Source organism: Neorhizobium populisoli (assembly GCF_019430945.1).
GTDB lineage: Bacteria > Pseudomonadota > Alphaproteobacteria > Rhizobiales > Rhizobiaceae > Neorhizobium > Neorhizobium populisoli.
This window is the reverse complement of record NZ_JAHYCB010000004.1, coordinates 542,668-564,287: the sequence shown is the minus strand read 5'-3', so window position 1 is coordinate 564,287 and position 21,620 is coordinate 542,668. Positions and strand designations below refer to the sequence as shown.

Here is a 21,620-nt window from a genome sequence, read left to right as displayed (position 1 = left end):
CAGATGAGGGGCTGAGCCACCCCAAAACCTCAGCGAGGGCTTACACCCCCTCACCGCACCACGAATAACGCGTCGAGCGCGAGAACCCCGTCCCCCTCGCCATAGACAACCAGCGGGTTGATATCGGCTTCGACAATCTCCGGCGCCGCACGCATCAGCGCGCCGAGCTTCACCACTACGTCGGCGATCGCCTCCACGTCACGAGCCGGTTGGCCGCGGAAGGGGCCGAGCAGCTTGGCAGCCTTCAGCTTGTGGATTTCGGCAATCGCCCGCTCGCGGCTGATATCGGCCGGCAGAAGACGCGCATCCGCCAACGCCTCGATCCAGACACCCCCAAGGCCGACGAGAACCGTCGGACCCCACTGGTCGCGCTTGGCGCCAACCACCATTTCAAGCCCCTGCCGCGCCATGCCCTCGATCAGCACGCCGTCGAGTTTCAGGCCCGGCTTGTGGATTGCGATGCTCGCATACATTTTCTCATGCGCGGCGCGCACCGCCGCCTCATCAGCGAGATTAACAGCAACGCCGCCGACATCGCTCTTGTGGGCAAGCTCGGCGGCCTGCGCCTTCATCACCACCGGATAACCGATCTCGGCGGCGATCTTCACCGCTTCGTCGGCGGATTTCGCCAGCGCACCCTTGGGGATCTGGATACCGAGTTCGGAGAGGATGCGTTTGCCTTCGTATTCCACGATCAGGCCGGAAGCGGGCATCTGCTTCAGGCGAGCGCCTTCCGCCGCCCGATCCTTCGTGGCTGCAAGCGCTGCGGCATAGTTCATCACCACGGCCATGGCGCGCATGGCGCGTTCCGGCGAGCGGAAGAAGGGAATGCCGCTGTCGCGCACCGCCTTCATGAAGCTCGGGTCGAGCGGGTAGTCGTCGCCGATGATGTTGAGGATGACCGGCTTTGTCGCGGTCGCTGCGACCGGAATGATCGCATCCGACTTCTTGATCTGCATCGGCGGCGAACCGCCGGCATGCGACAGGAAGACGATGCCGACGCTCGGATCCTTCAGCATGGAGGCCGTGGACGTGCCGAAAATGCCGGGATTGGAAAAGCCGGTCGTGCCGATGTCGAACGGGTTATCGACATGTACGTAAGGCGGCACCTGTGTCGTCAGTTCGGCATGCACCTCGTCCGACAGCGTCGCGATCGGCAGGCCGACGCGTTCGCAGAAATCGAAGCAGAGGCCGCGGATAGCGCCGGAATTGGTGACGATGCCCGCCTGACCGGCCGGCGGCAGCGGATAACGCGCAAGGATCGCCGCGACATCGAAGAGTTCGTCGGTCGTATCGACCAGCGCGACCGCCTCGTTGCGAACGGCGGCCTGCATGGTGGCGTGGTCGCCAGCCAGCGCGCCGGTATGCGACTGCGCCGCTGCCTTACCGCGCTCGCTGGAGCCCGGATGCAGCATGACGATCGGCTTGCCGAGTTCGCGGGCACGACGGGCGATGGAAAGGAACTTCTGCGGGTTCTTGACCTGCTCGACATAGACCGCGACGACCGCATTGTCGGGGTCCTCGATCAGCCACGCGACCAGATCTTCGACGGCGATGACCGCCTCATTGCCGGTTGCGATGACATAAGACACCGCGATATCGCGGGAATGCATGGCGAAACGGATGTTCGCCGCCGTCGCGCCGCTCTGGGCGACAATCGCGACACGGCTGCGCTCACCGACGCCGCGCAGATCGACGGGTTCGAAAGTGAGCGGAATGCCGTCGATATAATTCGTATAGCCCATGCAGTTCGGGCCGAGCATGGCGATGCCCGCCTTGCGGCAGATTTCAGCAAGCTCTTCCTGCTGCTGGCGGCCTTCCTCGCCGGCTTCCGCGAAGCCGGAGGAGTAAACGATGACGCCCGCCACTTCGCGCTCGACACAGGCGAGGATCGAATCCTTGATCGCCGCCTGCGGCACGATGAGGATCACCACATCGACGCCCTTCGGCAGGTCGCCGATCGTCTTCACGCAGGGGCGGCCGTTGATCTCGTCGCGCGAGCGGCTGACGAGATGCAATTCGCCGGAATATTGGAACAGTTCGAGGTTCGCCAGAACCCCGCCGCCGATCGAAGCCCGATCGGGCGACGCGCCCACGATCGCGATGGATCGTGGGCGGAGCAGACGGTCGAGGTCGAACGTCTCGGGAGATTGGATCATCGTGTCAGCCATCGAAGCAACTCTTAATCGCGGCGATAGGCGCCGAGGCCGGGGCGGAAGGACTTTTCATCGAGGAACTGGCTCATACCGGTATTGCGACCGTTTTCCGGGTCGCGCAGTTCCGTCTGGTCGGACTTCGCCATCAGATATTCGCCGGCCTGTTCCCAGGTCATGTCGCGGGTAAAGCGGCAGGCAGTCTTGGCCTGGCGCAGCACGAAGGGGTTCTTGCCGATCAGCGTCATGGCAAGCTTGCGGGTCTCTTCGCGGAGCTGTTCGGGCGCGACCGCCTTGTTGACCAGCTTCATCTCAGCCGCCTGTTTGCCGTTAAACGTCTCGCCGGTCATGATGTAATACATGGCGTCGCGGAAGCTCATGGTTTCCAGTACGGACTTGGTGACGATACCGGCCGGGATGATGCCCCAGTTGATCTCCGACAAGCCGAAAATCGCTTCCTGGGAAGCAATCGCCAGATCGCAGCCGACGAGGAACTGGAAGGCACCGCCGAAGCACCAGCCGTTGACCATAGAGATGGTCGGCTTCGGGTAATACATCATGCGACGCCACTGCCAGGCGGCGTTGGCCCGGAACAGGCGTTCGCGCTGGATCGGCGGCACCTTGTCGGTAGCGCGGAAATATTCCTTGAGGTCCATGCCGGCGGAAAAGGATTCGCCGGCGCCGGTGACGACCATCACCTTGCAGCGATCGTCTTCTTCCAGCGCGTCCATGATGGCGTTCATTTCCCAGACGATGCCGGGATTGATCGCGTTGCGCTGCTTCGGGCGATTGAGGGTGACCCAGGCAATGCCCTCGTCGAATTCCACGGCGACGTATTCGCCCCATTTGCCGGCAATGTGCTCGGACGTGGTGGATTCGGTCTTGTTTTCCATAGCGATTTCTCCCTGTCGAGAGATTGAATATCAGGGACCCATATATACGTCAAGCGGCTTGTTTTCCCGCTTTTGCGGAAAGCCAGTCGCCTGACCTGGAAATCAATCAGCCGCGGCCGAGGAAGGGCATTTCCACCGGCAGGATGATGCTCTCATAGAGGTTCACGTCGTCCGGCAAAGTCGCCATCAGCACGACGGTGCGCGCCACATCGAGCGGCATCATGGTGACGGGACGAACCTTGTCCGTAACGCCGGGAACCAGCGAGCTGACGGTCGAGCCCGGATGCACCATGGAGACGGCGATTCCATGTTCCCGACCATCGACGGCGAGCGAGCGGGTAAGACCTTCGAGCGCGAACTTGCTGGCGGTATAAGCTGCGGTATGGCCGCGCGGCACTTTTGCCGAGAGGCTGCCCATGTTGATGATGCGGCCGCGCTTCTGCTCGATCATCATGGTGAAGGCGGCGCGCGAGCAATAGAAGACTGAATGCAGGTTGGCGTCGATCACCTCGTGCCAACGTTCATTGGTCAGCTTTTCGGTCGCGGTGTGGTCGGCAATGCCGGCATTGTTGATGAGGATATCGAGACGGCCGTATTTTTCCTTCACGATGGCGAAGAGCTTTTCCACCTGCGCGTCGTCGGTGACGTCGGTCGGCACGACGAGCGCGCGGCCGCCTTCTGCCTCAATCTCTGCGGCGAGCTTCTCCAGCTTGTCGGCGCTGCGGGCCGCAAGCACGGTGATGGCGCCTTCGGCGGCAATCGCCTTGGCGATGCCCCAGCCGATACCCGAGCTTGCGCCGGTGACGATGGCAATACGGTCCTTGATCGAAATCATCTTAGAACTCCCTTCCCTATGCCCGCGCTCAGTTGCGCGAAATTCCCTCATAAAGCGCTTCCAGCCCGCGGCGGTCGCTGACACCCAGCTTCCGGTAGGCGCGCTGACGATAGGTGACGATGCTCGACAGGGCGAGACCGACCTTTTCCGATATTTCCCGATGCGTGCGACCAAGCAGCAGACCGGCGGAAACCTCGGCCTCACGGCCGGACAGCGCGTAGCCGGCCTGAAGAAGCCGGCCGGCAATCTCCTGTTGCGGTGGATGCAGCGATACGGCAAGCGGCCGGGATTGCAGGCGCACATGCTTAACGACCATGGCCATCAACAGCGGCGCGACGCTTTCGATCCGCTCCACCGCGACCAGCGGAAACGGTCCGCTCTCGCGGGTTCGGTAGAGGCTGGTGAAGATACGCGGCTCTTCCGAATGGTAGATCGTCAGACGCTCCAGCACATGCGCCCGCTCGTAACAGTCGCGGCGGTATTCCGGATCGCGAATGCCGTTCCAGGCCTGGCGGATGACCTGCACCTTGCCGCTTCCAGAAGAGCCGTTGAGCATCTGGCGGGTCACCCGGTCGCGCTGCCAATAAAGGTGGGCGTAATCCAGCGAGGCGCGCTCGGCAAAACCCGGAATTTGCGAATGGTAGCCGCCGGCGAAGAGATAGGTCAGCGACCCGTCCTCTTCGGCCTGAAAGGCGGAACAGAAATCCGTGCCGGCGAGACGCCGCAGGGTTTTCAGGAAAGTTTCTGGAAATGTCAGCTCCCCGACATCATCCATCAATGCGGCAAGCGCCGCCATATCGTCGCGATCAAGCGCAGGCATAAACGCCTCCTGCCATGTTTATCAATCTGCCGGTCGGGAATTTGCCAGTCGGGAATTTGAGTGAGGCATGTCCTCTCGGGCGGAGGACATGGGAGGAACGGCAAAGGCCTACCATCTGAGCCAATGCAACAAGCCTGGATTTGGAGGAACCACCATGGTCGACGCACCGAAGCTTCGCAAACTCTATCACTTTTCCTACCCCTGCCGCGATGGCGAAGAAACCCGCAAGTTCTACGAGGACCTGCTCGGCCTGCCGCTGGTCAACTGCATGACCGCCGACAAGGTGCCGTCCACCGGTGAGGAAAAGCCCTATGCGCATTTCTTCTTCGAAATGGGCGACGGTTCCTACATGGCCTTCTTCGACCTCGGCGAAAACACCATGCCACTTCCCTCGTCGAACACGCCGGACTGGGTGCAGCACTTCGCGATGGAAGTCGACTCGGTCGAGGAAGTCCTGAAGTTCAAGAAGCGGCTGCAGGAAGCCGGCGTCAAGACGACCGACGTCATCGACCACGAGTTCATCAACTCGATCTACTTCTTCGACCCGAACGGCCTGCGCCTGGAGATCACGGCGCGTACGGAAGAGCCGGGTTATCTGGAACAGGCCGCTTCCGAAGCCCATGATGCGATGAAGGCATGGGTGAAGAAGAAGGCCGGTATGATTGCCGCGAAGTCGGCGGCTTGAGATTATAGAACTGCGACGGTGCCGCGGTCTTAACCCTCCCCCTTGAGGGGAGGGCGGCCGGCAGGCGGGAGGGGTCTTTTCTCCAGGTTGAAGAAAGATCCCCTCCCCAACCCCTCCCCACAAGGGGGAGGGGCTTAACCCGCAACGGCGCTCCATCTCATCAACACGAGCACCACCGTTCCAGCCCGGACGGTGGTGCTTTTCATTGCAGCTCACAGTCAAACCTCCTGATGGTGAAGGCCCGCTCCCACGGGCCTCAGCCCCTTACGCCAACAGCCCCTGCCGCTTGCTCCAATCCACCACCCGGTCGATGCAAGCCTGCAACAGTTCCGGCTGACCAAGATAATAATGGGTGGCATGCGGCAAGCTCATATATTCCTTGTTCGGCGTCGCCAGCGCGTCGCGGATCGCCGGATTATGCGTCGCCGGCACCGCCTCGTCGGCATTGTTCTCGATCTGCAGCACCGGCGAACGCTTGATCAGCGCCGCGTTCATCGGCCCCTTGGCGTTCGAAAGGTCGTAGCTCCACTGTGACAACCACGAGCGCAACGTCGTGAAGCGGGCAAGCCCGACCGGGCCGACATTGACCGTGCGCGGATCGCCCATATAGCTCTTGCCGATCGGCCGGTCGTTCGGATCGATCGTGCCGTCGAACCAACGCACGTCGCACATGGTGCGGTGGACAACGAAGGCGCGTTCCTGTTCCGGACCGCCCCGACGCTTCAGTTCCGCCAACATGTCCTGCACCCATTGGGTGATCTTGCGGTTGCGGGCCAACTGCGCGGCGCGGAAGCGCTCGATGAATTCCTTCGAATAGGGCGGCTGGTGGGGGCAGTGCGGCGAATAGATGTCGAATTCCAGGTCGCGGTCGTCGGGGTTCATCTCGTCGGTGACGGACGGATCAAGCCATTCGGTGAGCGTCTCGGCGCGTGACAGGTGCGCGGCGATGAAGATCACGCCATCGGCCGGCTTTAGACCGGCTTCGACAAGGTTCAACTCGTCGCCGGCCGGCGTGTGGGTGATCGTCGGGTTTTCCGCCTGTGCCTGATAGAACAAGGATAGCGAACCGCCGCCGGACCAACCAACCAGCACGACCTTTTCGTAACCAAGCTCGCCGCGGGCGTAATCCAGCCATTTGCCGAGATCGATCGCCACCTTTTCCATGATCAGCGCGGTATCGTTCTTCGGGTAACGGCTTGCAGCGCAGAGCACGTGCAGGCCGGCATCGGCGAGCGCGGTCGGCATCGGCAAAAGCTGCAGCGTCGAGGTCGGGTGCATGAAGACATAGACGGTCTTCGACGGCTTGTCGGCCGGACGCAACAGCTGGCCTTCGAGGTTCACCCTCCCGGAATTGCCGGCAAAGCCGTAGGTCTCGGTATATTTCGCGGTCTCCGGAAAGGAGACGATCAGCGGCACGCGCTGCCATTCCGCCTTGGTGGTCATGATTTCCTACCCGTTATGCTTTTACCCGCCTGCCGGCATGCCGGCAGGCGGGTTCCTCCAGAAATGTCGAAATAGTTCAGGCCACCGCTTCGGGCGACCGGGCACCGGCCACGACCGGAACCGAGGTGGCGTCGTATGTGAAGAGCCATTCGTAGCGCTGGTTGATCTTGTCTTCCTGCCATTCGGCATTGACGTAATCTTCCGCGAGCTTCGGATCCTTCAGCGCCGGATTGTGGAAGCGGCTGAGATTGCCTTCCGCTCCACGCACGATCTTGCCGGTGCGCTCGACACGGGCCGATTCGTAGCCGGCAAAGCCCGCCTCGTAATCGCTGTTGTTCTCGGCAAGCGCACGGGCAAGCACGAAACCGTCCTCGATCGCCATGACCGCGCCCTGCGCGAGGAATGGCAGCGTCGGATGGCAGGCGTCGCCGAGCAGCGTGATACGGCCATTGGTCCACCGGTCCATCGGCGGGCGCAGCATCAGCGCCCACTTGTAAGGCACGTCGATCGCCTTGATCAGCGTGTGAATATCCTCATGCCAGCCTTCGTAATCGGCCAGGCACTCTTCCGTCGTGCCGGCAACCGACCAGGATTCGACCTGCCAGTTGGAGCGCTCGACGACCGAGACATAGTTCATCAGGTCGCCGCGGCGCAGCAGATACTGGATCACATGGCCGCCGGGGCCGATCCAGTTGGTGCCGACCGGGCGCAGCATGCGCTCCGGCAGACGCGAAACCGGAATGACGCCGCGCCAGGCGACGATGCCGGTGAATTTCGGATCGTCGCGACCAAACAACGTCTCGCGGATCTTCGAATGCACGCCATCGGCGCCGACGACGATATCAGAGGTCGCGCTTGTACCGTCCGCGAAGGACAGCGTCGCGCTCTTGGCATCCTGAGCCACGCCGACGCATTTTTTCGAAAGCTTGATCGCATCCGGCTTGATGCGCCGCACGCCGGCCGCCAGCGCCTGATGCAGGTCGTTGCGGTGGATGGTGATATAGGGAAAGCCGTAGCGCTCGATCGACACGGGGCCGAGATCGAACAGTTTCCATGTCTGGCCGGTATTCCACAAGCGGATTTCCTTGCCGGAAGCCTGTGCTGCAACCGACATGATATCCTCTTCAAGTCCAAGCGCGAAGAGGATGCGCGTGCCGTTGGCGCTGATCTGCACCCCGGCTCCGACTTCCTTCAGCTCGACCGCCTGCTCGTAGACATCGACGTCATATCCCTGACGCAACAACGCCAGGGCTGCCGTCAGACCACCTATCCCGCCTCCCACGACTGATATCTTCATTTTCTTATCCTTTGAAATGCTGCCGGATAATCCTCCAGCGCCGGCGCGCCTGTCAACCATTTTTGATAAAGTATAATTGACTTTGCTAAAAACCAATTTCATAAACTGCCTCGCGATGAGGATCCGAAGGTTCGCTACGGTGCTTCGCTTCAACGAAGAGTTTCAATCTACAGCCATAAAAGCCTTGTATCTCTCAGGAAATTACACCTAGGATATCTGGCTTCCTGATAAACTTGAGATAAGATCGATCGCAAGGCTCAGGTATGGTATCTGGTCGACAATGGGCGGAGGAATTCGGTTGACTGACAAGAGGGATCCTCTTGTATATAGTCAAATCAAGTTGCCCATAGACGAATATTCCTGCGGGTTCGAGGCGCAGGATCGAGTCGAATGCGTAATGACGGTCCGGAGGCTTTGAACGGCGCCGAACCGGTTGGCATAATCAGGTTTTCAGGGAGGAAACCATGGTCATCAAAAGTCCGCAGGATTTCGGCGCGGGCATCTTGTTCATCCTCTTCGGCGCAATCGGCCTCTGGGTCGGTTCCGATCTCAATTTCGGCACGGCCCGTAACATGGGACCCGGCTATTTCCCGATGATCATCTGTGGCCTGATCATGCTGATCGGCCTGATCGTCGCGGCAAAGTCGCTGGCGGTCGAAGGTCCGGCCATCGAGCGCATCCAATTTCGCCCGATTGTCTTCATCCTGCTGGCCATCGCAGCTTTCGGCCTGTTCATCGAGGATATCGGCGCCATCATCGCCTCGATCCTGCTGATCATGTTCGCGGCCTATGCCCGCAAGGACGTGAACCTCATCGAGACGGTCGTCTTCGCGGTGGTCACCGCGGCATTCGTCGTCATCATCTTCGTATACGCTCTCGGGCAGCCGATGCCGGTCTGGTGGGGTCGCTAAATCATGGAAGTTTTTGATCACCTCGCAACAGGTTTCATGGCGGCGGGCACGCTGCAGAACCTGTTCTTCTGTCTGATTGGTACGGTTCTCGGCACGCTGATCGGTGTCCTCCCTGGCATCGGCCCCATTCCTGCACTCGCCATCCTGCTGCCGATCACCTTCGGCCTCGATCCGCTTTCGTCGCTGATCATGCTCGCCGGCATCTATTATGGCGCCCAGTATGGTGGCTCGACCACCTCGATCCTGGTCAACATGCCGGGCGAAGCGTCCTCGGTGGTGACCTGTATCGAAGGCCACCAGATGGCCCGCAAGGGTCGTGCCGGTGCAGCCCTTGCCATCGCCGCCCTCGGCTCGTTCTTTGCCGGCTGCGTCGGTACGGTATTCATCGCCGCCTTCGGCCCGCCGCTCGCCTCGATTGCCCAGCAGTTCAATTCGCCGGACTATTTCGCGCTGATGCTGCTCGGCCTCGTTATGGCAATCGTTCTGGCTCACGGTTCGGTCATGAAGGCCGTTGCCATGGTCCTGATCGGCCTGCTGCTCGGTCTCGTCGGCACGGATACCAATACCGGTCTCACCCGCTACACGTTCGGGCTCTCCGGCCTGTGGGAAGGCATCGACTTCCTGCCGCTGGTTCTCGGCCTCTTTGGTATTGTGGAAATCATCCGCAATCTCGAAAATCCGCCACCGCCGCGCGACGCGATCAGCACCCGCATGCGGGATCTGTGGCCGAACAAACAGGAGATCCGTGAAGCCATTCCGGCCGCCCTGCGCGGCACCATGCTCGGCTCGATCCTCGGCATCCTGCCGGGTGGCGGTGCGGTTCTTGCGTCTTTCGCCAGCTATACGCTGGAAAAGAAGATCACCAAGACCCCTCGCAGGTTCGGCTATGGTGCGGTCGAAGGCGTTGCAGGCCCCGAATCGGCCAACAATGCGGCCGCCCAGACCTCGTTCATCCCGTTGCTGACGCTCGGCATTCCGTCGAACCCGATCATGGCGATCATGATGGGCGCGATGATCATCCAGGGCATTCAGCCGGGTGCCGCCGTCATGACCACCCGTCCGGACCTGTTCTGGGGCATGGTCGCCTCCATGTGGATCGGCAACCTGATGCTCGTCGTCATCAACCTGCCGATGATCGGCATCTGGGTGAAGCTGCTCTCGGTTCCGTACCGCCTGCTTTACCCGGCGATCCTGCTGTTCTGCGCGATCGGCGTGTATTCGACGAGTACCGAGCCATTCATGATGGTGCTGATGATCGTCTTCACGGTGTTCGGCTACGTGCTGTTCAAGCTCGGCTGCGAACCCGCCCCGATGGTGCTCGGCTTCATTCTCGGCCCGCTGATGGAGGAGAACCTGCGCCGTTCGCTGGTCATCTCGCGCGGCGACCCGATGATCTTCATCAACCGGCCGATCTCGGCCACCCTGCTGGTGGCGACGGTGCTCATGCTCTGCCTGATCATCTTCCCGCAATTCCGAAAGACGCGCGAGGAGGCGTTTCAGGAGGAATAAGCTCGGCAGAACAGCAGGCCAACGCAACGATTTTGGAGGAGGAGCCAAAATGACTGCAAAAGACCTGAAACTGACGCGACGCTCACTCATTGCGGCGGCCTCTCTGGCCGCCGTCATGCCACGTGTTACGTTCGCCCAGTCGAAACCCTATCCGGACGGCACGATCACTTTCGTCTGTGCCTTTCCGGCCGGCTCCGGCGCCGACGTGCTCGTCCGGTTTTTCTCCGAAAAGCTGGCACAGGTCTCCAAGCAGACCGTGATCGTCGAGAACAAGCCGGGCGCCAACGGCAATATCGCCGCCGAATATGTCGCCCGCTCCAAGCCGGACGGCTACACGGTCTACGTCCATTCCGGCACCTCGACCGCCGCCAACATGTCGCTATTCAAGAAGCCGCCGATCGACGTCACCAAGGCATTGCGTGGCGTGCAGTTTATCAACAAGCAGCCCTTCATGCTCGCGGTCGCAGCAGACAGCCCGATCAAGGACATGAAACAGCTGACCGAGCATCTGAAGGGCAAGGGCGGCGACGGCACGTACGGCTCGACGGCGACGTCCGGCAAGGTTCTGGCGGAAGTCTATCTGCAGCTCGCCGGCGTCTCGGCCACCGAAGTCGCCTACAAGACCGGCCCGGATTCCCTGAACGACATCACCAGCGGCCAGCTGGATTTTGCCGCGCTCGATCCGGTTTTCGCGCTCAGCCAGCAGCGCGAGGGACGCCTGCGCCTGCTCGGCGTCGGTTCGCCACAGCGGATGAAATCGATACCGGATGTGCCGGCGATCAAAGAATTCGGCTATAATGTCGACCAGCTCGGCTGGTGGGGTGTCTTCGTCCCCGCCAAGACGCCGGATGACACCGTCATGACCCTGAACGACCTGTTCCTGAAAGTGCTGCAGGCGCCGGATACCGAGGCGTTTCTGAACAAGTTCGGCGGTGACGTCTATACCGGCGCGCCGAAAGAGGTCGACGAGCTTCTGGCCAAGACCGTGGAGGAATGGCGCGGCTATGTCGCGCTGGCGAAGATCCCGCAGAACTGAGGAGTGATCCGGCTATGCCGGATCATGTTTTCGCGGGAATTGAAAATCTGGGAATGAACTTTGGCATCGAGGGAGGACAAGCATGCCGTTCAAGACTGATATCACACGCCGAAACCTGATGATCGCAACCGCCGCTTCCGCGGCGCTCGCCCCGTTCGGCGCCTTCGCGCAGGCCGCCTATCCGAACGGCCAGATCACTTTCGTCTGCGCCTTCCCGGCCGGCTCCGGAGCCGACGTGCTGGTTCGCTTCTTTGCGGAGAAGTTCGCAAAAGTCTCCGGCCAGACGGTAATCGTCGAAAACAAGCCGGGTGCGGCCGGCAATATCGCCGCCATGTACACCGCCCGCGCCAAGCCGGACGGTTATACGATCTACGTGCATTCCGGCACGTCGACTGCCGCCAACATGTCGCTGTTCAAGGCACCGCCACTCGACGTGGTCAAGGAGCTGCAGACCACGTCGTTCATCAACAAGCAGGCCTTCATGTTCGTCGTGGCTTATGACAGCCCCATCAAGGACATGAAGCAACTGACCGAGGTGCTGAAGACGAAGGGCAACAATGCCAGCTACGCAACGGCTGCGACCTCCGGCAAGGTTCTGGGCGAAATCTACAAGCAGAAGGCCGGCGTCGATCCGGTCGAGGTCAGCTTCAAGGACGCCAAGGATTCGCTCAACGACATGCTGTCGGGTTCGATCGACTACGGCGTGCACGACCCGGTCTTCGCGCTTTCGCAGGCGAATGAAAAGCGCGTCCGCATTCTGGCTTCCGGCTCGCCGGTGCGCCTGAAGTCCATTCCGGACGTGCCGACCGCCAAGGAACAGGGTTATGACATCGATCAGCTCGGCTGGTGGGGCTCCTTCGTGCCGAAGGCCACCCCGCGCCCGATCGTCGACAAGATCAACGCGCTGTTCAACGAAGTTCTCGCCCAGCCGGATACCGTCGCTTTCCTCGGCAAGTTCGGCGGCGACGTCTATGTGGGCACGCCTGACGAGGGCCAGGCTCTGCTCGCAAAGACCGTCGAAGAGTGGAAGGATTACGTGGCTCTAGCCAAGATTCCGCAAAATTAATCAACCGATTGGAAAGACCCTGCCGCCATAGTGTGGCAGGTTCTTCGCAGGGACCCTTACTAACCGCCATAGGAGACGAAAAGTGAAGACATGGCTTAAGAAGATCGCGCAAGCCACCGCCGCCGTGGCGCTGCTGGCAGTTGCGCAGGTTGCGACCGTAACCCCGGCCCAGGCTGCCTATCCGGAACAGACGATCACTTTCGTTTGCGCCTTCCCGGCCGGCTCCGGCGCCGACGTTCTCGTCCGTTATTTCGCCGACAAGGTCTCCAAGGCCGCCGGCGCGACGATCATCGTCGAAAACAAGCCGGGCGCGCTCAGCAATATCGCCGCCGAATATACGTCCCGTTCCAAGCCGGACGGCTACACGATTTTCGTCCACTCGGGCAACTCGATTGCCGGCAACATGTGGATCATGAAGAAGCCGCCGATCGACGTCGGCAAGGACCTGATGACGATCGCAACGATCAACAAGCAGGCTTTTATGATCGCCGTCGCCAAGGACGCGCCCTACAAGGACCTCAAGGAACTGACCGCTGCCATGAAGGCAAAGGGTGACGGCGGCTCCTACGCCGTCAACGCCACGTCCGGCAAGGTCATGGCCGAAGTCTACAAGCAGAAGGCTGGCCTCGAGACCGTTTCGGTCCAGTACAAGACCGCATCCGACTCGCTCAACGACATCACCAGCGGCGCTATGGATTTCGGTTCCTACGACCCGGTTTTCGCTCTCTCTCAGGCCCGTGAAGGCCGCTTCCGCCTGCTCGGCGTCGGCTCACCGGAACGCATGAAGGGCGCTCCCGACGTTCCGACCCTGAAGGAACAGGGCGTCGATGTCGACCAGCTCGGCTGGTGGGGTGCAATGGTTGCCAAGGGCACGCCGGACGAGATCGTCACCAAGATCAACGGCTGGTTCAACGGCGTGCTGCAGCAGCCGGAAACCCAGAAGTTCCTGGCCGATCAGGGCGGCGATCCGTATATCTCCACCCCGGCGGAGTCCCAGGCTCTGATGTTGAAGACGATCGCCGAATGGAAGGACTACGTTTCCATCGCACAGATTCCGCAGCAGTAAGTATTGGTCGGGCATAGCCCGGGCAATCGATCCAGTAAAATCGATTGCAGGAACGAACGCCCCTGAGGCAAAGCGAGGGGGCGTAAAAGCCTAAAAAAGCCGGCGGTAACGTCGGCTTTTCACTGTATTTTCCTTGCCAATGAAACGACGCAGGCCGCATTCCATATCAGCCATAACGCGACCCAGCCTACAACAACGGCCGGTCCGGTCGTCCAGACACGCAGGAAATAGGCTCGCTCTTCCATAAAGAGATTGGCGGTCAGACATGCATCAAGTGCCACGGCAGCGACAATAATGCAGGCATCGACCAGGAGCGCGTTTTTATCAGGCGCGGAAACCCTGACCAGCACCAACGGATAAAGTGCAATCAGTGGAATGGAAACCCACATAGGCATCCCCCAGTCATGCCCTGCCCCAGCCAGCATCACTGCCAGCGTCTGCGTGGCGAGCCACAGCAAAATCCCGCTGCCTATCCAAGCCAATTTGCTCACTGAGCTCACTCCGATTCACCGGGGAAGATTGCTGGAATTAGCAATCACTGCAACTCCGGCCCAATCGGATCATTCCTCAATCGCGATAGCTCGGATCAATCCGGTCCAGCTTCCTTAACATCGCCGGCCATTCCTTCAGCCCCGGCTTCGCCGGCGACATCTCGTACATATGCGCCGTCAGCTCGGCGATCTTCTCTTCCGGGACGGTCAACCCATGCGGCTGAGCGGCCATGGCGGCGAGCTGGGCGCGGGCCGCTTTTTCCAGCCAGAAGGTCCAGACGAAAGCCTCACCGACGGTTTCGCCCGAGGTCAGCGTGCCGTGGTTCTTGAGGATCATGTTCTTGTGCGGGCCGAGGTCGTGGATCAGCCGCTCCTGCTCTTCCATGTTAAGCGCCAAGCCTTCATAACCGTGGTAGCCGATGCGGTTGTAGAAGAACATCGAATGCTGCGACAGCGGCAGCAGGCCGCAATCGAGCATGGAAAGCGCCATGCCGGCTTCGGTATGCAGATGCATGACGCAGTTCAATTCCGGCCGCGCCTTGTGGACGGCGTGATGAATGACAAAGCCGGCGCCATTCACCGGATAATCCGACTTGCCGATGATCTTCGCCTCGTGATCGATCTTGACGAGATTGCTCGCCCTGATCTCGTCGAAGGCCATGCCGAAAGGGTTGATCAGGAAGTGATCGTGCGTGCCAGGAACACGCGCGGAGATATGGGTGTAGATCAGATCATCCCAACCGTAGAAGGCGGCAAGCCTATAGGCGGCGGCCAGATCGACCCGCACGGCCCATTCTTCATCGCTGATCGAGGAGCGGTCGAATTCAGTGACAACCTCTTCGGTGCCGTCCTGCCCGGCAAGACCGATAACGTGACGCTGGAATGCCATTCTGGTTCCCTCCCTGTTGTCGGGCTTCGCTAAAGCTCGAAAGCCCAGATTGCGATCGGAAGCACCGGCGTCGGCAGCGGCGCACCGAAGAAATAGGCGGCGACATTGTCGACCAGCAAAAGGGCCATGGCGAGGCGGGTATCGACCGTGGCACTGCCCTGATGCGGTGTCATGATGACGTTGGGGAGCGCTCGTAGCCGTTCCGGAACGTTCGGCTCCGCGGCAAAGACGTCGAGTGCGGCAAAGCCGAGCTTTCCGGTCTCCAGCACGTCGATCAGCGCCGCCTCGTCGACGATCGAGCCACGCGAGACATTGACCAGCGTACCGGTCGAACCCAGCGCCTCCAGCACCTGCCGATTGACGATGCCCTTCGTATCTTCGCCACCGCGGCTGGCGACGACGAGAAAATCGCTCTCGGCGGCCATCGCGATAAGATCCGGCATATAGCTGTAGTCGACCGGCTTCTGACGCGGGCCGTGATAGGAGACGCGCATGCGAAAAGCGCTAGCGCGTTCGGCGATCGCGGTGCCGATATTGCCAAGCCCGACAATGCCGATCGCCTTGTTCTTCAGCGACCGGCTGAGCGGCACCTTTGCCGCTATCGTCGTCCACTGCCCATCGCGGACATATTGGTTCTGCGGAACAATGTCGCGGGCGGAGGCCAGCATCAGCGCCATGGCAAGATCGGCCACATCTTCCGTCAACAGACCCGGCGTATTGCAGATGCCGATGCCTCGCGACTTCACAGTGGAAATATGAATCGCGTCGATACCAATGCCGTAACAGGCGACCAGCCTCAACTCCGGAAACCGCATCAGCACGTCGGCGCTGGCGCCAACACCCGGATCGGTGACCAGAACCTCGACATCCCGGATCGATCCGCCGGATCGCACCTCCTCCACACTCATACGTCGCCCGCCCATGCTTTCGAGCGTTGCGACAACAGAAGCCGGAAGAACGGCAGTCAGAATGACGATGCGGATATGCTTTTGAGACGCCACGAAACGATGCCCCTCCCCCAGGGCGCAATTTCTATCGGTTTCTTGGCATAGACATTATACGGCTCCCTGCGATCAAGATAGCGTTTTATGTCGATGACGAACGGAATTCATCATCGACGGATCGCAGCCATGTAAGCATGCGATTCTGGATATTCCGTGCGTAGAGCCGAAGAATATCCCGGCCACTCTACTGCCGATCACTGCTCCACAGTAAGTTGAGGGTTTCCCGCGTGCCGGCTTGTGCAGGCGCGTTTTCTCGGTTACGCCGAACATATAACCGTTTTAAGAGAAGGGATTACCGGATCGTGATGGCTGAAGACGTGAAGTCCGAAGACGCGGGCGGCTCCGAATGGGCAATGCAGCATCCCCGCGCCATCTATTTCCTGAACCAGGCAAACCATGCGGTGCGGAGCCGCCTGGAGGCCGGGCTTGCGCCGCTCCAGATGACCGGTATCCAGTACACCGTTCTGAGCGTCATCGGCAGCCGGGACGGTCTTTCCTCTGCCGAACTTTCCCGCCGCTTCTTCGTCACGCCGCAGACGATGAATGAGCTGATCGGCGGCCTGCAGCGCCGTAATCTCATCGTTCGTAAGGAAGACCCGGCGAACCGTCGCATCCTGCGCATGAGCCTGACTGCGGAAGGCAAGCGGATGATCAAGGCCTGTGACGCCGCTGCCGATACGGTGGAGCGTGACGTCTTCTCTTTCCTGCCGCAGGAAAGCTACCAGCAGTTTCGCGATCTTTGTCGCATGATCGCCCGCAATCTGCGGGAACGGGAAGAAGCGTCGAAAGCGGAATGAAGCCTGTTGCCGCCGGTCGAAATGTCCGGCGGCTCGACAAGAGAATGGCGGTCGTCCACCTAACGGCTACTTTATGATGAGACCCTGGCCGGTGGGCAGGCTCGCAATGTATTTGTCGTGCTTGACGGCGAACTCGTTCCACATCTTATGCTGGAGATCGTGCCCCATAAAGCCGTAGTCATCGATCAACACCATTGCGCCGACAGACAGCTTGTCCCAGAGCGCCTCGATAACCGCTTTTTCGGCAAAGACCTGATTGAGGTCAATTGAAAGATAGGCGACTTTCTCGATATTCACCTCCGACAACGTCGCAGGCAGGATGCCTTTCACCATGACCGTGTTCTTATAGGGTCGGAAATTCTCTTTTGCCTTTCCATAAACGTTTGTATAATAAAGCTTATTGTGACTTTCAGCGAGTTTGACTTCACTGACATGCAATTGCTCGATCGGAATACCTTCATACGTATCGAACAGATAGAATTTCTTGTCTGTCTTGTCGATATTGAGGAATTTGCATACGGCCATCGCCATCAGGCCGGTATTGACGCCACATTCCACAAAATCGCCTTCCAGCCCCAGGCCGTTCTTGGCTGCCCAGCAGGCGATATGTTGCCGCCATCTGACATCGACGATTCCTTGGGCATAGACGCCGGCACTTCCTTCCGAAGCCGCAAGAGCCGCGCTTGCGAAAGGTTCCCTGGCGAAATGGCTGAGATTTTTTCCTGCCGTTCCGACGCCGTCGGCGAAATAATCAAGCTGAACCGACATTATATCTGCCCCCCAAATCTTAAAGAAAAACGCGGATCGCGATATACGACACGCGGTAATGAGGATCGGGGTTCAAGCTTGCACGGAGGTTGCGATCATTTCCGGATCGCAAGCATCTAAAGGTAGAAATGGGTGGCAAACGTCAAATGTAGAAGCTTAAATCTGCACTCAAGGCTGTGGAGTCACATTATTTTCCCGTTTATGTGGGCGCTCGAGACCGATGCAGGCGAAGCCCCTCAGCCCCTGTCGGCCCGCAAGCCTGCGAGGAATGTCCGGAAGCTTTTGACGGCACGGACCGAGGTTGCCTCCGGATTGTCGGAATTGGCGATCCACTGGGCAGCGCCACTGCTCGCCGCATTGACGAATCGGGCACATGCTTCGGAATCGATAGCGACGATGGCGCCATCTTCTTTCAGGCTGTCCAGGCTGCGGGCGACTGCCGCGATGCAGCCATTTGCGTTCGGCCACTGGGACGGATCACCGAGCACGGCCGGCCCGTCACGAAACATGATGCGCTGAATTTCCGGCTCCAGCGCCATCCGGACATAACCGACATTCTCTTCGACGAACCCTTCCCAGCGGGTTTGTGCCTTGGCCGAGATTTCGCATAGTCGTTGCGTCATCTCCGCGTCTATTTCGCTCACGACCGCCGCAAACAGTCCCTTCTTGTCGCCAAAGTGATGATAGAGCGCGCCGCGCGTCAGGCCGGCTTCGGCCGTGAAGTCGTCCATCGACGCTTCCGCATATCCGACATTTCCGAACGCCTTGCGGCCGGCCGCCAGAAGCTTTGCCCGCGTCTCGGCGATCATTTCACTGCGGGGCTTGCGCATCATTTTCTCCATAATCTTCACATACGCTGCGTATATTAATTGACATACGCAGCGTATGCAATTATCTCGTCAACATACGCTGCGTATGTATGTGGCGACTTCCTCTTAACAAGGAGTATCCCGATGTCCAATCCATACAGAGAAATTTTCCGGGCTCCAGGTGCCAAAGGCTTTTCAGCCGCAGGTTTCTTCGCCCGCCTTCCGCTGGCGATGGCCCCGATCGGCATCGTCGCCATGCTTTCCCAGACACATGGCGAATACTGGCTGGCCGGCGCCGTCTCGGCGACCTTCGCACTCACCAATGCCGTCATCTCGCCGCAGATCTCCCGGCTGGTCGACAGGATGGGCCAGAGCGCCATCCTCATCCCGACCACGATCGTCTCCGTCATCGCCTTCGCGGCTTTGATCGTCGCGGCAAACCAAAACTGGCCGGCCTGGACGCTGTTCCTTTCTGCTCTCTTCGCCGCTGTCATGCCAAGCATTCCAGCCATGTTGCGCGCCCGCTGGACCGAGATTTTTCGCGACCGGCCCGAGCTGAACACGGCATTCGCCTTCGAGTCTTCGGCGGACGAGCTTGTCTATATCGCAGGCGCCTCCCTGTCAGTCGGCCTTGCCGTTTCCCTCTTCCCGGAAGCGGGCATGATCATCAGCACCGCGTTCATGGCGGTCGGCACGCTTGCCTTCCTCCTGCAGCGCTCGACCGAACCCAAGATAAGTCCGGTCGAAATCGGCGGTCCGCAGCGGTCCGCAATCTGGCTGCGCCCGGTCCAGATCATTACACTGGCCCTGATCTTCGTCGGATCCACCTTCGCAACGGCGGAAGTCAGCGCCGTGGCGATCACCAAACAGCTCGGCCAGCCTGAAGCCGCGAGCCTCGTTATCGGCGTCTATGCCGTCGGTTCCTTCGTGCTCGGCCTGATCCTTGGTGCGATCAATCCCAAGATGGCGCTACAGCGTCAGCTGCTGATCGCCGTCAGCGTGCTTGCGCTTGCCGCCCTGCCGCTTCTGGCCGCCACCACTTCGGTTGCCCTGCTCGCCTTTGCCGTCTTCGTCAGCGGCATTGCCATCTCGCCGATCTTCATCACCGCCTTCGGCCTGATCGAGCGCCGCGTACCGGAATCGATGCTGACGGAAGGCGTCACCTGGGTAATGACCGGTATCGGCATCGGCATGGCGCTCGGCGCCTTCGTTTCCGGCTGGGTGGTCGACAACTTCGGCCCAGGCAACGGCTTCTGGGTCTCGATCGTCGCCAGCCTGTCGGCAGTCGTCATCGTCGCCCTTGGCCAGCGCAGCCTTTCCGGAGAGCGCGCATCATCGAGCGCCGCGCCACTGGCACAGCCGGCCGAGTGACGTCACACTATCCGACCTCTTCTTTAAAGCGGGCTCGATGTGAGGACAAAAAAGGCGGTGGCAGATATGCCGTCGCCCTTTTCAATTATGGGGAAAACCGGATTCGCCAGACCGAGCTCGTTGTTCTAGGAGACGACATTGCGGAGGAACTTGGCTATCTCCAAGCCTCCATTCCTGTAAGAATAGTCCTGGGCCGAACTGTAAATGGCAAAACTGCCTGCCGGATAATCCTTCGTCGAGCCGTTCAGGACAAGCGTCAGCACGCCTTCCGTCACGAAGATCATCTCATGCCAGCCGTGCGGGTCGGGCTCAGCATCGTAGGTCTCGCCCGGTTCCAGAGACCAGAGCCACATCTGCGTTTCATGCGCCGCGGGAGCTGTGCCGAGCAGGATGCCTGCACTTGCTGGGCCGGCTCCGCGCCATGTCACTTCATTGATATCCGTCGAAGAGGTCCGCGAAGGATCCCGTACCAGATCGACGAAACCGACGCCCATGGCCTCCGCCAGCTTGTCGAGGCTGGAAAGGCTGATATTCGCGTCGCCCGCTTCGACGGCGACAATCATCCGGCGACTGATGCCGGACGCCTCCGCAAGTGCGACCTGGCTCATACCCGATGCCTGCCTTAACCGGCGAAGATTTCCGGAGACATGTGCCAGCACATCGCGTCGCTCTTGACTGTGCAATATATTGCTCATAGGCTCCTTTTACTCTTATTGGGCAGACCGTTCAACAGCCGTTTCGACCGCGCTTCCACGATGATGCGCGAGCGTTCACTTGCGCCTTCGGCCTGCCCCGCATGTAAAGGTGAGGCAGGCAATGACGCAACCGATCGTTCTCGGGCAGGCCGAGATCGAAGCCCTTCTTCCGAAGGTCGATATCCGCTCCGTCCTGGAACGTATGTTCCGTTCATTGGCGAATGGGAACGCCGTGCAGCCGCCGCAGACGCTCAGCCTTTTTCCGAAAGATGCCGGCGATTTCATCACCTATCTCGGCGTGCTGGCGGATGAAAAGGTCTTCGGCGCCAAGCTTTCCCCCTATATTCCCGGCGACGGCAAGGCGCTGGTGACCGCCTGGACGCTGCTGATTTCGATGGAAACCGGCACGCCTGTCCTGCTCTGCGATTCCAAGAAGCTCACTACGGAAAGAACCGCTGCGACGTCGGTCATTGCCGCCGATGTCCTTGCTGCCGAGGATGTTTCCGTGCTGGCGATCGTCGGCTCCGGGCCGGTCGCGATGGCGCATCTGCGCTACGCGGAAAACATCCGCGCGTGGAAAGAAGTCCGTATCGCCTCACCTAATGTCGAACGTCGCACGGACATCCCGGATTCGATCGCAAGCGGCGTGCCGGTGACACGATATGCGGATGCCGACAAGGCCGTCGAGGGCGCCGATGTCGTGCTGCTCTGCACCTCCTCCGGCAAACCGGTGATCGATGCGAAATCGCTGTCGAAAGCGGCGGTCGTCACCTCGATCAGCACCAATGTCGCAAACGCCCATGAGGTCGATCCGGCAGCATTGCAGGGCTTCGATGTCTATTGCGATTACCGCGCCACGACGCCCGCTTCCGCTGGCGAGATGAAGCTTGCCGTTGCGGCAGACCAGTGGAGCATCGGCGCGCTGAAGGGCGATCTTCCGGAACTGCTCGCCGGCCGCGCCGAACTTCCGTCCCGTCAGAGACCGGCCTTCTTCCGCTCTATCGGCCTTGGTCTCGAAGACATCTCGGCTGCCGTCGCGCTGCTCGCAGCCGCTCGCGCTTGAAACCATCATATCTGAGGAG

General features: G+C 60.3%; 21 protein-coding genes. 9 read left to right on the top strand and 12 right to left on the bottom strand.

Annotation, left to right across the window (positions count from 1 at the left end; genetic code table 11):
* Window positions 1-50 precede the first annotated feature (50 nt).
* The 4 genes from KX729_RS13740 to KX729_RS13725 form a co-directional block, all read right to left on the bottom strand.
* Entirely contained in the window at window positions 51-2,171 is a 2,121-nt protein-coding gene (locus tag KX729_RS13740; RefSeq protein ID WP_219743020.1) for an acetate--CoA ligase family protein, read from the bottom strand.
* Between the two features lie 11 nt (window positions 2,172-2,182).
* A complete protein-coding gene (locus tag KX729_RS13735; RefSeq protein WP_219743019.1) occupies window positions 2,183-3,046 on the bottom strand; it encodes a p-hydroxycinnamoyl CoA hydratase/lyase in 864 nt (287 codons plus the stop codon).
* Between the two features lie 106 nt (window positions 3,047-3,152).
* Window positions 3,153-3,881, bottom strand: coding sequence for an SDR family oxidoreductase (locus KX729_RS13730; RefSeq protein ID WP_219743018.1), 729 nt, complete (start codon window positions 3,879-3,881; stop codon window positions 3,153-3,155).
* 28 nt (window positions 3,882-3,909) lie between these two features.
* Complete coding sequence (locus KX729_RS13725) at window positions 3,910-4,701, bottom strand: helix-turn-helix transcriptional regulator (RefSeq protein WP_219743017.1); 792 nt, start codon at window positions 4,699-4,701, stop codon at window positions 3,910-3,912.
* Window positions 4,702-4,855: 154 nt separating this feature from the next.
* Between KX729_RS13725 and KX729_RS13720 the strand changes: the two genes are divergently transcribed.
* Window positions 4,856-5,386: a VOC family protein gene (locus KX729_RS13720; protein WP_219743016.1), complete on the top strand. Its 531-nt coding sequence runs from the start codon at window positions 4,856-4,858 to the stop codon at window positions 5,384-5,386.
* A 264-nt stretch (window positions 5,387-5,650) separates the two neighbouring features.
* Here KX729_RS13720 and KX729_RS13715 read toward each other — a convergent pair whose 3' ends face one another.
* Together KX729_RS13715 and KX729_RS13710 are read right to left on the bottom strand one after the other, a co-directional pair.
* Entirely contained in the window at window positions 5,651-6,829 is a 1,179-nt protein-coding gene (locus KX729_RS13715; protein WP_219743015.1) for an alpha/beta hydrolase family protein, read from the bottom strand.
* A 76-nt stretch (window positions 6,830-6,905) separates the two neighbouring features.
* Window positions 6,906-8,126, bottom strand: a complete 1,221-nt coding sequence (locus KX729_RS13710; protein ID WP_219743014.1) for an FAD-dependent monooxygenase — start codon at window positions 8,124-8,126, stop codon at window positions 6,906-6,908.
* 464 nt (window positions 8,127-8,590) lie between these two features.
* On the opposite strand from KX729_RS13710, the gene KX729_RS13705 reads away from it, so the two are divergent.
* From KX729_RS13705 to KX729_RS13685, 5 genes are all read left to right on the top strand, one after another.
* On the top strand, window positions 8,591-9,037 hold the full coding sequence (locus tag KX729_RS13705) for a tripartite tricarboxylate transporter TctB family protein (protein ID WP_219743013.1): 447 nt from the start codon (window positions 8,591-8,593) through the stop codon (window positions 9,035-9,037).
* A 3-nt stretch (window positions 9,038-9,040) separates the two neighbouring features.
* Window positions 9,041-10,546, top strand: a complete 1,506-nt coding sequence (locus KX729_RS13700; RefSeq protein ID WP_219743012.1) for a tripartite tricarboxylate transporter permease — start codon at window positions 9,041-9,043, stop codon at window positions 10,544-10,546.
* A gap of 49 nt (window positions 10,547-10,595) precedes the next feature.
* Complete coding sequence (locus KX729_RS13695) at window positions 10,596-11,582, top strand: Bug family tripartite tricarboxylate transporter substrate binding protein (RefSeq protein ID WP_219743011.1); 987 nt, start codon at window positions 10,596-10,598, stop codon at window positions 11,580-11,582.
* Between the two features lie 82 nt (window positions 11,583-11,664).
* Window positions 11,665-12,648, top strand: coding sequence for a Bug family tripartite tricarboxylate transporter substrate binding protein (locus KX729_RS13690; protein ID WP_219743010.1), 984 nt, complete (start codon window positions 11,665-11,667; stop codon window positions 12,646-12,648).
* A gap of 82 nt (window positions 12,649-12,730) precedes the next feature.
* Window positions 12,731-13,714 carry a Bug family tripartite tricarboxylate transporter substrate binding protein gene (locus KX729_RS13685; RefSeq protein ID WP_219743009.1) on the top strand — a complete coding sequence of 328 codons (984 nt, stop codon included), beginning with the start codon at window positions 12,731-12,733 and terminating at the stop codon, window positions 13,712-13,714.
* 119 nt (window positions 13,715-13,833) lie between these two features.
* Here KX729_RS13685 and KX729_RS13680 read toward each other — a convergent pair whose 3' ends face one another.
* The 3 genes from KX729_RS13680 to KX729_RS13670 all read right to left on the bottom strand — a co-directional run bounded on the left by KX729_RS13680 (window position 13,834) and on the right by KX729_RS13670 (window position 16,095).
* Window positions 13,834-14,205 carry a hypothetical protein gene (locus KX729_RS13680; protein WP_219743008.1) on the bottom strand — a complete coding sequence of 124 codons (372 nt, stop codon included), beginning with the start codon at window positions 14,203-14,205 and terminating at the stop codon, window positions 13,834-13,836.
* A gap of 76 nt (window positions 14,206-14,281) precedes the next feature.
* Entirely contained in the window at window positions 14,282-15,094 is an 813-nt protein-coding gene (locus KX729_RS13675; protein ID WP_219743007.1) for a class II aldolase/adducin family protein, read from the bottom strand.
* A 29-nt stretch (window positions 15,095-15,123) separates the two neighbouring features.
* Window positions 15,124-16,095 (bottom strand): 2-hydroxyacid dehydrogenase, encoded by a 972-nt coding sequence (locus KX729_RS13670; protein WP_219743006.1) that lies wholly within the window; start codon window positions 16,093-16,095, stop codon window positions 15,124-15,126.
* Between the two features lie 308 nt (window positions 16,096-16,403).
* Here KX729_RS13670 and KX729_RS13665 point away from each other — a divergent pair, with 308 nt between their 5' ends.
* Window positions 16,404-16,895: a MarR family winged helix-turn-helix transcriptional regulator gene (locus KX729_RS13665; protein ID WP_219743005.1), complete on the top strand. Its 492-nt coding sequence runs from the start codon at window positions 16,404-16,406 to the stop codon at window positions 16,893-16,895.
* A gap of 66 nt (window positions 16,896-16,961) precedes the next feature.
* Here the strand turns inward: KX729_RS13665 and KX729_RS13660 are convergent, their stop codons facing one another.
* The gene (locus KX729_RS13660) at window positions 16,962-17,663 is read right to left on the bottom strand and encodes a TylF/MycF/NovP-related O-methyltransferase (RefSeq protein ID WP_219743004.1); all 702 of its coding nucleotides are present in this window, start codon (window positions 17,661-17,663) and stop codon (window positions 16,962-16,964) included.
* 236 nt (window positions 17,664-17,899) lie between these two features.
* Window positions 17,900-18,493, bottom strand: coding sequence for a TetR/AcrR family transcriptional regulator (locus KX729_RS13655; RefSeq protein WP_219743003.1), 594 nt, complete (start codon window positions 18,491-18,493; stop codon window positions 17,900-17,902).
* A gap of 123 nt (window positions 18,494-18,616) precedes the next feature.
* Here KX729_RS13655 and KX729_RS13650 point away from each other — a divergent pair, with 123 nt between their 5' ends.
* Window positions 18,617-19,843: an MFS transporter gene (locus tag KX729_RS13650; protein WP_219743002.1), complete on the top strand. Its 1,227-nt coding sequence runs from the start codon at window positions 18,617-18,619 to the stop codon at window positions 19,841-19,843.
* 125 nt (window positions 19,844-19,968) lie between these two features.
* On the opposite strand, the gene KX729_RS13645 is transcribed toward KX729_RS13650, so the two are convergent.
* Window positions 19,969-20,538 (bottom strand): helix-turn-helix domain-containing protein, encoded by a 570-nt coding sequence (locus KX729_RS13645; RefSeq protein WP_219743001.1) that lies wholly within the window; start codon window positions 20,536-20,538, stop codon window positions 19,969-19,971.
* Between the two features lie 121 nt (window positions 20,539-20,659).
* Between KX729_RS13645 and KX729_RS13640 the strand changes: the two genes are divergently transcribed.
* Window positions 20,660-21,601, top strand: coding sequence for an ornithine cyclodeaminase family protein (locus KX729_RS13640; RefSeq protein ID WP_219743000.1), 942 nt, complete (start codon window positions 20,660-20,662; stop codon window positions 21,599-21,601).
* The last annotated feature ends 19 nt before the right edge of the window (window positions 21,602-21,620 follow it).

Bases quoted from the DNA above. Each gene is read 5' to 3' on its own strand.
- KX729_RS13740 (WP_219743020.1), bottom strand. From the start codon at position 2,171: ATGGCTGACACGATGATCCAATCTCCCGAGACGTTCGACCTCGACCGT.
- KX729_RS13735 (WP_219743019.1), bottom strand. From the start codon at position 3,046: ATGGAAAACAAGACCGAATCCACCACGTCCGAGCACATTGCCGGCAAA.
- KX729_RS13730 (WP_219743018.1), bottom strand. From the start codon at position 3,881: ATGATTTCGATCAAGGACCGTATTGCCATCGTCACCGGCGCAAGCTCG.
- KX729_RS13725 (WP_219743017.1), bottom strand. From the start codon at position 4,701: ATGCCTGCGCTTGATCGCGACGATATGGCGGCGCTTGCCGCATTGATG.
- KX729_RS13720 (WP_219743016.1), top strand. From the start codon at position 4,856: ATGGTCGACGCACCGAAGCTTCGCAAACTCTATCACTTTTCCTACCCC.
- KX729_RS13715 (WP_219743015.1), bottom strand. From the start codon at position 6,829: ATGACCACCAAGGCGGAATGGCAGCGCGTGCCGCTGATCGTCTCCTTT.
- KX729_RS13710 (WP_219743014.1), bottom strand. From the start codon at position 8,126: ATGAAGATATCAGTCGTGGGAGGCGGGATAGGTGGTCTGACGGCAGCC.
- KX729_RS13705 (WP_219743013.1), top strand. From the start codon at position 8,591: ATGGTCATCAAAAGTCCGCAGGATTTCGGCGCGGGCATCTTGTTCATC.
- KX729_RS13700 (WP_219743012.1), top strand. From the start codon at position 9,041: ATGGAAGTTTTTGATCACCTCGCAACAGGTTTCATGGCGGCGGGCACG.
- KX729_RS13695 (WP_219743011.1), top strand. From the start codon at position 10,596: ATGACTGCAAAAGACCTGAAACTGACGCGACGCTCACTCATTGCGGCG.
- KX729_RS13690 (WP_219743010.1), top strand. From the start codon at position 11,665: ATGCCGTTCAAGACTGATATCACACGCCGAAACCTGATGATCGCAACC.
- KX729_RS13675 (WP_219743007.1), bottom strand. From the start codon at position 15,094: ATGGCATTCCAGCGTCACGTTATCGGTCTTGCCGGGCAGGACGGCACC.
- KX729_RS13665 (WP_219743005.1), top strand. From the start codon at position 16,404: ATGGCTGAAGACGTGAAGTCCGAAGACGCGGGCGGCTCCGAATGGGCA.
- KX729_RS13660 (WP_219743004.1), bottom strand. From the start codon at position 17,663: ATGTCGGTTCAGCTTGATTATTTCGCCGACGGCGTCGGAACGGCAGGA.
- KX729_RS13655 (WP_219743003.1), bottom strand. From the start codon at position 18,493: ATGCGCAAGCCCCGCAGTGAAATGATCGCCGAGACGCGGGCAAAGCTT.
- KX729_RS13650 (WP_219743002.1), top strand. From the start codon at position 18,617: ATGTCCAATCCATACAGAGAAATTTTCCGGGCTCCAGGTGCCAAAGGC.
- KX729_RS13645 (WP_219743001.1), bottom strand. From the start codon at position 20,538: ATGAGCAATATATTGCACAGTCAAGAGCGACGCGATGTGCTGGCACAT.
- KX729_RS13640 (WP_219743000.1), top strand. From the start codon at position 20,660: ATGACGCAACCGATCGTTCTCGGGCAGGCCGAGATCGAAGCCCTTCTT.